This window comes from Geitlerinema sp. CS-897, from assembly GCF_028368005.1.
Lineage (GTDB): Bacteria > Cyanobacteriota > Cyanobacteriia > Cyanobacteriales > Geitlerinemataceae > Baaleninema > Baaleninema simplex.
Genome location: NZ_JAQNCQ010000096.1, coordinates 1 through 10661, shown reverse-complemented (window position 1 = coordinate 10661; position 10661 = coordinate 1). Strand labels below are relative to the sequence as shown.

General features: G+C 51.2%; 9 protein-coding genes. 2 read left to right on the top strand and 7 right to left on the bottom strand.

Annotated features, from left to right (window positions below; translation table 11 throughout):
* Positions 1-136: 136 nt before the first annotated feature.
* The 4 genes from uppS to lysA form a co-directional block, all read right to left on the bottom strand.
* Positions 137-895, bottom strand: a complete 759-nt coding sequence (uppS, locus tag POG22_RS05850; protein ID WP_017662099.1) for an undecaprenyl pyrophosphate synthase — start codon at positions 893-895, stop codon at positions 137-139.
* Between the two features lie 123 nt (positions 896-1018).
* Positions 1019-2143, bottom strand: a complete 1125-nt coding sequence (locus POG22_RS05845; protein WP_498904123.1) for an RNA-guided endonuclease InsQ/TnpB family protein — start codon at positions 2141-2143, stop codon at positions 1019-1021.
* Between the two features lie 186 nt (positions 2144-2329).
* Entirely contained in the window at positions 2330-3274 is a 945-nt protein-coding gene (cdaA, locus tag POG22_RS05840; protein WP_017662101.1) for a diadenylate cyclase CdaA, read from the bottom strand.
* A gap of 128 nt (positions 3275-3402) precedes the next feature.
* Positions 3403-4815: a diaminopimelate decarboxylase gene (gene lysA / locus POG22_RS05835; protein ID WP_498904121.1), complete on the bottom strand. Its 1413-nt coding sequence runs from the start codon at positions 4813-4815 to the stop codon at positions 3403-3405.
* A 209-nt stretch (positions 4816-5024) separates the two neighbouring features.
* Between lysA and rimI the strand changes: the two genes are divergently transcribed.
* Positions 5025-5573, top strand: coding sequence for a ribosomal protein S18-alanine N-acetyltransferase (rimI, locus tag POG22_RS05830; protein WP_498904119.1), 549 nt, complete (start codon positions 5025-5027; stop codon positions 5571-5573).
* A gap of 499 nt (positions 5574-6072) precedes the next feature.
* On the top strand, positions 6073-8541 hold the full coding sequence (locus tag POG22_RS05825) for an ATP-dependent Clp protease ATP-binding subunit (RefSeq protein WP_026097796.1): 2469 nt from the start codon (positions 6073-6075) through the stop codon (positions 8539-8541).
* A gap of 129 nt (positions 8542-8670) precedes the next feature.
* Here POG22_RS05825 and POG22_RS05820 read toward each other — a convergent pair whose 3' ends face one another.
* The 3 genes from POG22_RS05820 to POG22_RS05810 all read right to left on the bottom strand — a co-directional run.
* Positions 8671-9507 (bottom strand): pentapeptide repeat-containing protein, encoded by an 837-nt coding sequence (locus tag POG22_RS05820; RefSeq protein ID WP_498904118.1) that lies wholly within the window; start codon positions 9505-9507, stop codon positions 8671-8673.
* A 152-nt stretch (positions 9508-9659) separates the two neighbouring features.
* Positions 9660-10487 (bottom strand): pentapeptide repeat-containing protein, encoded by an 828-nt coding sequence (locus POG22_RS05815; protein ID WP_498904116.1) that lies wholly within the window; start codon positions 10485-10487, stop codon positions 9660-9662.
* 62 nt (positions 10488-10549) lie between these two features.
* Positions 10550-10661, bottom strand: a 112-nt coding sequence (locus tag POG22_RS05810; protein WP_498903168.1) for a transposase, incomplete at its 5' end; no start/stop codon positions are given.

Below are 10661 nucleotides of genomic sequence, written 5' to 3'. Positions count from 1 at the left end.
TTTCCCATCGAGACGCTCAAAAACCTTGCATTTTCGTCGGCGATGGCCGATTTAATGGGGAAGCTAGAGTCCAAAACGACCATTGGGCAAGCTGTACGGCATCAGAATTCGCTCTGTTCGTCTTTTTCAGCAAGCCCTATCGAGATGCCACTTTACCAAACCGGCGATCGCGCTGCTGGTAAGATAACAACGCCTGGCGGAACGCCTCGCGATCGAACTCCGGCCAAAGCGTATCCGTCACGTACAGTTCCGCATAGGCCACCTGCCACAACAAAAAATTACTAATTCGCATCTCGCCACTGGTGCGAATCAGCAAATCGGGATCGTCCAACTCCACCGTGTACAGATGACGGGCGAACAACTCGCGATCGATCGCCGCCGGGTCGAGTTCTCCCCGCTTGACTTGCTCGGCAATGGCGCGACAGGCTTCGACGATTTCTTGTCGTCCGCCATAATTCGTCGCCACCGTAAACTGAATGCCCGTGTTGTGAACCGTTTCTTCCATCGCGCGATCGATTTCGGCCCGCAGCGACGGCGGTAGCGTCTCTAAATTCCCGACAAAGCGAATGCGGACGTTTTCTTCCATCATTTCCCGTAACTGCTGCCGCAACACCCGCTCGAACAACGTCATCAGAAAATCTACTTCTTCTAACGGGCGACCCCAATTTTCCGTCGAAAACGCATAGGCCGTTAGCGCCTCGATGCCCCAATCGTCGCAGCATCGCAACAAATCCTTGAGGGCGTCTACCCCCCGTTGGTGGCCGACGATCCGGGGTAAGCCCCGACCTTGCGCCCAGCGGCCGTTGCCGTCCATAATGACCGCCACGTGTTTCGGCAAGCGAGCGGGATCGAGATCGACAGGTAACGTTCGTAAGAGAGTTTGCTTGGCACTCATACCGGATTCCTCAGTGTTCCACCAGACTGCTCGATCGACTACGCACTGACTCGCTTGCGTTCCCGACGTTAACCCCTGCATTTTGACACACTCCCCGCGAGTCACGCGACGGGGATTCTGGGTTCAAACAGCAAAAGCAGGCTGAACCTGACTGACTTCACCTAACCCACAGGTCGATGCCCCAACCTGTTTGATATTGATGGCGGCGTTTTCGTCACGCTCGTTTTCTTTCCTACAGGACGGACAGCGCCACCGCCTGACGCTTAAATCTAGCTCGTCCAAAATATGTCCGCAGCAGGAACAAGTTTTACTGGATGGAAACCAGCGGTCGATATAGGCAACGACTTTCTCTTTCTTCTGGGCGACCCATTCCAAGATTTGCAGGAACGACCGAAATCCCAAATCGGATACTTTGCGTCCCCAAAGCCGCTGCATGGCTTTTAGGTTCAACGTCTCGAAATAGAGAACGTCAAACCGATCGGTCAACCAGTGAGCCAGTTTCCAGAACCAGTCCTCTCGCCTGTGGGCGATATCCTCGTGGCGGCGAGCTAGATTCTTCCGAGCGCGTTCTCGGTTGTTCGACCCCTTCTGCTTGCGGGACAGCTCTCGGTTCGCCTTCTGGATCTCGCGGAGAGATTGCTTGAAAAACAGTGGTGCGTCAATGCTGAAGCCTTCAGAGGTCGTGAGAAATTGCTTCAGTCCGAAATCAAAGCCAGCGCTTTTACCCGTCTCGACTTTGAAGATCGGCTCGGAGGGGGGATCTACCGTGACGAACATAAACATCTCCCCCAAGGGAGTTCGTTTAATCGTCACAGTTTTAACCTTTCCCTCAATTTCTCTAGACTTCCAGAACTGATACACCCGACCGCAGATCTTAATTCGGTTTCCACCGAGAAACTTGTAGCCGTTTTGCTTGAGGGTAAACGACTTGTAATTTTTGACTTTCTTAAACCCAGGAGGGCGAACCCCTTTCTCCTTATGTTTGAAAAACGACTGATACGCCTTCTCGATGCGTTGGCAGATGTCTTGTGCCGCCTGTGCGTTAACGGACTTCCAGAAGGGGTTCCGTTTCCGCAGTTTGGCAATATGCTTCTGAAGTTTGGCGCAGTTCAAGTGCTTGCCCCACATCCGGTAGTACCGACGGTGTAGGGCGATACAGTGGTTGTAAATCCCCCCCGAAGCGTTCACCATGCGTTTCAGGTGACGGTTCCGCTCGTGGTTGTAAAGCTTGAACTTCAGTGTTTTCATGAGAACGATTCTACCAAACCCACGGCGTCCTTATGCCGTGCGAGTCGCTTTTCCACCCCGCGCTGAAGCACCAGGAGATCGAGAGATATCCCGAGCATTTTCGTATACGGTCGTCCCGCGCCAGACGAGACAACGGTGGGGTAATTCCGCCGCCGTTGCCCGAACTGCTGCCATCAATGAGAGTCGTTACTTCTTATCGCTCGAGGCCGAGGACGATCGCCGGAAAAACCGCGCGATCGCCGCCCCACCACGCGAACTCAAGCGACGGCCGAGACTGCGCCAGTTCGGAGCGACCACTTCTCCGTCTACCGTACTCGAAAACCGCGCTTCCAACAGTTCCTTTAACTTACTACTCGTCAACGGACGGTTGAGCGACCCCCGTTCCGCCAGGGAAATCGACCCGGTTTCCTCCGACACCACCACGCACAAACAAGTTTTGACCCGTTCGGTAATCCCCATCGCCGCACGATGTCGCGTTCCCAACTGGCGAGACGCTGTGCGTTCCGACAACGGCAAAATAATCCCCGCCGACACGATGCGCGACGCCCGAATCAACACCGCCCCGTCGTGCAGCAGCGTACTGGTTTGAAAGATCGTCTGCAACAACTCTTTCGACACTTCTGCATTGAGTTTGACGCCGGGGACTGAAAAATCTCGTTCGTCGATGGGTTGTTTCGTCTCCAACACCAGCAAAGCACCCGTGCGGTTTTGCGAAAGTTCCTTGATCGCATCGACGACTTCGTCCACGACACTGTCGGCCTTGGGCAGACTTTCTCGCGAGGACTGAAACAACCCGCCAATATCGCCGCGACCGAGTTGTTCGAGAAACTGGCGGAATTCCGACTGTAACGTCACCGCCATAGCCACGGCCGAGACGATGGTGATTTTATCGAGGACGAAGTGCAGTAATTTGAGATTTAACGTACTGCTGAGACCGGCGGCCAGCACCAATACGACTAGCCCCTGCACCATCCACAGCGTGCGGCGTTCTCCGATCGCCACCAAGATCGTATAGGTCAGAACAAAGACCAATCCGAGATCGATCGCCACCCAGAACTGCTGGATCGATCGCAACAGCGAGGACGGATTCCCGCTGGAGTTCGCTAGCCATTGCTGCCACAGAGATTCCATCGAACTCTGGATTCTCCTCGTACTGCTGTGTTATCCAAAAAACGTCTCGAACGATATCCCAAACGATAAAAGAACGCTACCTCAACCCGAGCTTGGCTCGACGAAGCGATCGATCTCCTTCGTCATCGTTAGCGATCTTCCATCGACACCAACCGCTCGGGTAAGCGGTCTTGCCGAAGTAAATCGGCGTCAGTTTCCCGCTGTAGGACGATATTGGCTTCTCCGTTGCCAACCAAAACGGCCGCCGGACGCGGTAACCGATTGTAATTCGAGGACATACTGTAATTGTAGGCTCCCGTCCCCATCACGACGAGAACGTTTCCAGCCTGGGTTTTCGGAAGTCGCACGTTCGAGACCAACACGTCTCCGGACTCGCAGTGTTTGCCCGCCACCGTCACCGTTTCAGTCGCCGGGGCGCTCATGCGGTCGGCCACGACCGTTCGATACACCGATTGATAGGTGATCGGACGGGGATTGTCGGACATTCCACCGTCTACCGTAATGTAAGTTCGGATTCCCGGTACGGTTTTCTCTGCGCCGATGGTGTAAGCCGTCACGCAAGCCGATCCCACCAGCGATCGCCCCGGCTCGCAGAGCAAACGAGGTAACGGCATCCCCGCCTCGCGACAGGCTGCGGTAACGTTCTCACATACGGTTTTCACCCACTCGTCGATGCTAGGGGGATCGTCGGCTTCCGTATAACGAATACCCAAACCGCCCCCCACGTTCAGTTCGGTAACGGGGAGACCGTAGGCTTTCGCCCGTTGCCACCAAGACACCATGACTTTCGGCAAATCGCAGTGGGGCTGTAACTCGAAAATTTGCGATCCGATATGGGCGTGCAGGCCGATACAGGACAAACTCGGATGTTGGCTGACGAACTCTAACACGGCGTCGAGGGAGTCGGGGTCGAAGCCGAACTTGCTATCGAGATGTCCCGTTTGGATATATTCGTGAGTGTGGCATTCGATACCGGGAGTCAACCGCAACATCAACCGTACGGGGGTCGGACGATGTTCGCTCAGCGATACCAGGATGTTTAAATCGTTCCAGTTGTCGGCGACGATAGTGATGCCAGCCTCGATCGCCCGTTGCAGTTCTTGACGGGATTTGTTGTTGCCGTGGAGGTAAATGCGATCGGGCGATACCTCCGCTTTTAGTGCCGTGTACAGTTCGCCGCCGCTGACGACGTCAGTTCCCAACCCTTCACTGGCGACGATGGCACAGACAGCCAGACAACTCCAAGCTTTCGAGGCAAACAACACGAGACTGTCGCCGTCGTAATAGCGTTGAAAGGCGTCGCGATACTGGCGACAGGCTTCTCGCAGCGTGGTTTCGTCGAGGATGTAGAGGGGGGTTCCGAAGCGGCGAGTTAGGGTAGTGACGTCGCAACCGCCAATTTCTAAGGTGTCGTTGTCGTTGACTCTGGCGGTGAGAGGAAACAGTTCCTGATTGGGGGAACGGGTGTCGGTAGAACCCTCGTTTGAGGGCAGGTAGGACAAACCAGACGTCGGGGATTCAACAGGAGGAGTCGATACCATGATTTGAGATAAATACGCGATCGCGAGTCGAGCAACATCTTCGGAGGGCTACCTGCGCGGCAACCGCGCCGACAGGTTTCAAACCGTTTTGTTTCAAGAACGTTCGAGAGAGATGGCGCCGAAGGGCGGCGACCCGAACGTACGGTCATTAAATCTCTAGTGTACAATCTAGGGCTGCTGATTCCGAACGCTTTCGATCGATTCTTCCCGTGACCCACCTTCATCTCAAACCGCTGTCCGTCGAGGACTTGCCCTCTATTGTCGAACTCGATCGCACCTGTTTCGGCCGACTGTGGACGGAAGCGGGATATCGACGGGAACTCGAAAGTCCCAACAGCGACTTGCCGGGTCTGTTCGCCACGGACGAGAACGGAGTTTCTCTCGTGGGTTTGGGCTGTCTTTGGGCGATTCTCGACGAAGCCCACCTCACCCTTTTGGCCGTTTTGCCTCCATACCGACGGCACGGGTTGGGGCGGTTGTTGTTGCAGGCGCTGTTGCGATCGGCCCGACAGCGGGGTTTAGAGCGAGCTACCTTAGAAGTTAGTACTGCTAATCACGCTGCACGATCGCTCTACGAACAATTTGGCTTTCGAGAAGCGGGACGACGACAGGCATATTATCCCAATGGAGAGGATGCGTCGATTTTGTGGTTAAGTGGGATACAAAATGCCGGTTTTTTACAAAAATTAGAAGATTGGGATCGTCAACTTCTACATCGCCTCGATCTCCAAGGTTGGAAAATCTTAAAAACTTATTAAATCTCGAGATTTTTACGACGAGAAGGGCGATCGCGCACTGCAAGACTCGCTGCCGTAGCAAGACCCAAGCGAGGTTTGCTATGCTAATTCCTACAAAACAAAAGCGATCGCCGCCGTGACTCTACGCGGCTCGAGCTTGCCTACGAAACGCGACGGGTCGATGTGATTCTCAACTCCACTTTTGACGTTAAGTCCCTCTAGAAACCGCTAACAGGATTGTTTTTGCTAAAATCAACCTACGAGAAGCCAGTCTGGGATCGTTTCAGTCAAGGGTTTTATTCCCGTTCTGAAACGAAAGGCGCGGGGAAGTTCCCCATCTCCCGAGCGCGGTCGGTCAGAAGGTCGAAGCACTTCCCAAGCACCGAACGAGTGCGACAGAGTGCCAGGAGCGCGAGAATCCCCCGCCCCCCGAAATTCCCCTCTCCGGGGAGCGTCCGAGACGTTTTCCCCCTTTGCCTGGGAACCCGCCTTCAACACTGTTCGGTATCGGAAGTACGCCATGTTTGAACGATTTACAGAAAAAGCCATCAAAGTGATTATGCTCGCCCAGGAGGAAGCTCGCCGCCTGGGACATAACTTCGTCGGCACGGAGCAAATTCTCCTGGGTTTGATCGGTGAAGGCACCGGCGTCGCGGCCAAAGTTCTCAAATCGATGGGGGTCAACCTCAAAGACGCGCGCATCGAAGTCGAAAAAATTATCGGTCGCGGCTCTGGATTCGTGGCCGTGGAAATTCCCTTCACGCCCCGAGCCAAGCGCGTCTTGGAACTGTCCCTCGAAGAAGCTCGCCAACTGGGACACAATTATATCGGCACGGAACACCTGTTGTTAGGCTTGATTCGCGAAGGGGAAGGCGTGGCCGCCCGCGTGTTGGAAAATCTCGGCGTCGATCTCTCGAAAGTCCGAACGCAAGTGATTCGGATGTTGGGCGAAACGGCAGAGGTGGCCGCCGGACCCGGTGGCGGACGCACCAAAACGCCGACCCTCGACGAATTTGGCTCCAACCTCACCCAAATGGCGGTTGAAGGCAAACTCGATCCGGTGGTGGGACGCCAAACGGAAATCGAGCGGGTCATTCAAATTCTCGGACGCCGGACTAAAAACAACCCGGTGTTGATCGGCGAACCGGGGGTGGGTAAAACGGCCATTGCCGAAGGTCTGGCGCAACGCATCGCCAACGGCGACATTCCCGACATTTTAGAAGACAAACGGGTCGTGACCCTCGATATCGGCTTGTTGGTGGCAGGGACGAAATATCGCGGCGAATTTGAGGAACGCCTCAAGAAAATCATGGACGAAATCCGTCAGGCGTCCAACGTGATTTTGGTCATCGACGAGGTTCACACCCTCATTGGGGCAGGGGCTGCCGAAGGTGCGATCGATGCGGCGAACATCCTCAAACCGGCGTTGGCTCGCGGCGAACTCCAGTGCATTGGGGCGACGACTCTCGACGAATACCGCAAGCACATCGAACGAGACGCCGCTCTCGAACGTCGCTTCCAACCGGTGATGGTGGGCGAACCCAGCGTGGAGGAAACGATTCAGATCCTCTTCGGACTGCGGGAGCGCTACGAACAACATCACAAGCTGAAAATTTCCGATGAAGCCCTCGATGCGGCGGCGAAACTCTCCGATCGCTATATCAGCGATCGCTACCTGCCCGACAAAGCCATCGACCTCATCGACGAAGCGGGGTCTCGGGTGCGTTTGCTGGAATCGCAACTGCCTCCGGCGGCCAAAGAACTCGATAAAGAACTGCGGAACGTCCTGAAGGAGAAAGACGACGCCGTGCGATCGCAAGATTTCGATCGCGCTGGGGTGCTACGCGATCGCGAAATGGAAATCAAAGCCGAAATCAAAGCGATCGCCCAAAGCAAAAAAGGCGACACCAGCAACAGCGAAGACTCTCCCGTCGTCAACGAAGAGGACATCGCCCACATCGTCGCCAGTTGGACGGGAGTTCCGGTGAACAAACTCACCGAATCCGAATCCGAGAAGCTGCTGCACATGGAAGACACCCTGCACCAGCGCCTCATCGGACAAGACGAAGCCGTTCGCGCCGTCTCCCGCGCCATCCGCCGCGCTCGCGTTGGCTTGAAGAACCCCAACCGCCCCATCGCCAGCTTCATCTTCTCTGGCCCCACGGGGGTCGGTAAAACCGAACTCACCAAAGCCCTGGCGACCTACTTCTTCGGATCTGAAGAAGCCATGATTCGCCTGGATATGTCCGAGTACATGGAACGTCACACCGTTTCCAAACTCATCGGTTCGCCGCCGGGATACGTCGGATACAACGAAGGCGGACAACTCACCGAAGCGGTGCGTCGCCGTCCTTATACCGTGGTGCTGTTCGACGAAATCGAAAAAGCCCACCCCGACGTCTTCAATATGCTGCTGCAAATCCTTGAAGACGGTCGCCTCACCGACGCCAAAGGACGCACGGTAGACTTCAAAAATACCCTGCTCATCCTCACCTCGAACATCGGGTCTAAGGTCATCGAAAAAGGTGGCGGAAGTCTCGGATTCGAGTTCGCCGACGACCAAACCGAAGCCCAGTACAACCGCATTCGCAACTTGGTCAACGAAGAACTCAAACAATACTTCCGTCCCGAGTTCCTCAACCGTCTCGACGAGATTATCGTCTTCCGTCAACTCACGAAAGACGAAGTTAAAGAAATCGGCGATATCTTGCTCGAGGAAGTGTTCGGCCGCTTGACGGAACAGGGTATCAAGCTCGAAGTCACCGAGAAGTTCAAAGATCGTTTGGTCGAGGAGGGATACAATCCCAGTTACGGGGCGCGTCCGTTACGTCGGGCGATTATGCGCCTCCTCGAAGACAGCCTCGCCGAAGAGATTCTCTCGGGACGCGTTCAAGACGGAGATACCGCCTTGGTGGATGTGGACGATGAAGGGAAGGTGACGATTAATTTGAAAGAGCGTTCTGAAGAAATGCTCGTTGCGACTGAATAAGTTCGCCTTCGATCTCGAATCGATTTAGGTGATAACGTTCGATCGGAGTGGAGTGAAAACCACTCCGATTTTTTTGTGTTAGTTCAAATCTGAATTGCAATATTGAAAGGACGTTACAGAATCTCTCTCTTAAGGCTCAACTTTGTTCACCACCTCTCCGTCTGGAAAAATGGTATTTCGCAAAATCGCTCCCTCTAGAGATTGGGTCGATTTAAATTTAATCCTTCTTGGTGACTCGAAGACTTTTAAACCACACGCTCCTTTTAAATTTGCACCTTCTAAATTTGTTTGTTCGAGGCGAATATTTGTCAGATCCGTTCCTTCGAGATTCGCATAACTCAAATTCGTTCCTCTGAAGTCTACGCCAATCAACTTAGAATGGCGTAAATCGAGATGGCTCAAATCGGCATTTCTTAAATCAGCAAAACTAAAATCAACCTGTTCTCCGATTTCTCGAAAGTGAACTGACTGTAAAATAGCTCGATCGAAAGAAGTCGAACTGACTTCAAGCTGAAAAATATTGCTATCGCTCAAATCGATTTCACTGAGATCGCATCCGACAAACGTTATCGTTCCTAAAATCGTCGCACCTTCTAGATTGGCTTTGCACATTGTCGAGTCGATAAACATCTGCTCGCCCAGAAATAAAGCGTTTTTCAGCGTTGCTTTAAATAAATCACTCTCTTTCACGAAAAATCGATCGAGAACTCGCAAGCCTTCAAGATTTGCGCTTTCTAAGTCACAAGAGATAAATTGGCTATTTTCAAGTTTGGCATGGCTGAGATGAACCCCGTGTAAATCTGCATTGATAAACGCAACTTCGTTAAAGTCAGCTAATCTCAGATCGGCGCCACAAAAAGATAGGTTTTTTAATATTTTTTGTTCGATCGACAAATCAATAAAAGAAACTCCCGAAAAATCTCTTCTACCAGCATCGTACTCTTTTAAAAATTCTTGTGTATTCATCTCGAAGTTTACTAAAATTAAATTTTAAAATCACAATAGCTTTACTTATCTCTTGAGATATAGCTGTCTCATTTGACTAACAAAATAGGATTACAAAAGCTTTTTTGGCATCTTATAGTTCTCAAAAAAATGATGTAATAAATGATTTAAAATCAATGAATCGTCCCATCTGGCAATGTTGTATTTCCTAATGATGCACCTTCAATGATTTTGGTCGTTTTAACGCCAAAATTTCCAACTTTTTTGATTTTTATCATATTTAAACCACGAGCTATTTTTAAATTTGCACCGACTAAGTTGGTTCGATCCAAATAAGCGTGAGTTAGGTCTACTCCTTTAAGGTTAGCATAACTCAAGTTTGTTTGTTGTAGATTTGCCCCAAAAAGATTAGACTCTTGCAGATTGCAATAACTCATATCTGCATTTTTTAAATCAGCAAACCTGAAGTTATTGGAGCCACGAACTTCTCGAAATTTTACTGACCTTAAAATTGCACGTTCGAAATCATTCGATCGAACGACCAATTTTTTGATATGACAATCCGTTAAATCAACATATCTCAAGTTGGAATGAGAAATGTACATCGAGTAAATGTTTGCTTTTCTTAAGCTGGCTTTATACAGACTTGCCTCATGAATTCTTATATTATTCCAAAAACAAATAGAATTTTCTAAATTGGCTTTGCTGAGATCGGTATTCCAAAATTTGATGTCATTCATCATTTTTACTTGATTCAGATTAGCATCACTTAAATCACAGTTGATAAATTCACAGAAGCTCAGTACTGATTGTTTTAAGAATATACTTCGCAAATCAGAGTTAATAAAACGAATCCCCTCAAGGGAAGCAAGATTTACAGTAGCACCACGAAGCGATATGTTTTTTAAAATTCTTCTACTGACATTTAAATCAAGCAAATATAGTCCCGAAAAATTCCTTCTACCAGAGTTGTATTGCTGCAAAAAATCTTGTGAATCCATTTTAAACTTCACACAATAAAATTACTGAAGATTTTCGGCTCTTCCGAACTTAAGATGCAGAATCAATCTGAAAAAATCATAGAAAGCTGACTCCTAAGCTCAAAGTTGCAGAAATTACGAAATCCATAAGCTTTGCGTTTAATCAGCTTTAACTTGTTGTTTAAACCTTCCACA

Coding starts and splice junctions, on each gene's coding strand:
- uppS (WP_017662099.1), bottom strand. CDS start 895: ATGAGTGCCAAGCAAACTCTCTTACGAACGTTACCTGTCGATCTCGAT.
- POG22_RS05845 (WP_498904123.1), bottom strand. CDS start 2,143: ATGAAAACACTGAAGTTCAAGCTTTACAACCACGAGCGGAACCGTCAC.
- cdaA (WP_017662101.1), bottom strand. CDS start 3,274: ATGGAATCTCTGTGGCAGCAATGGCTAGCGAACTCCAGCGGGAATCCG.
- lysA (WP_498904121.1), bottom strand. CDS start 4,815: ATGGTATCGACTCCTCCTGTTGAATCCCCGACGTCTGGTTTGTCCTAC.
- POG22_RS05825 (WP_026097796.1), top strand. CDS start 6,073: ATGTTTGAACGATTTACAGAAAAAGCCATCAAAGTGATTATGCTCGCC.
- POG22_RS05820 (WP_498904118.1), bottom strand. CDS start 9,507: ATGAATACACAAGAATTTTTAAAAGAGTACGATGCTGGTAGAAGAGAT.
- POG22_RS05815 (WP_498904116.1), bottom strand. CDS start 10,487: ATGGATTCACAAGATTTTTTGCAGCAATACAACTCTGGTAGAAGGAAT.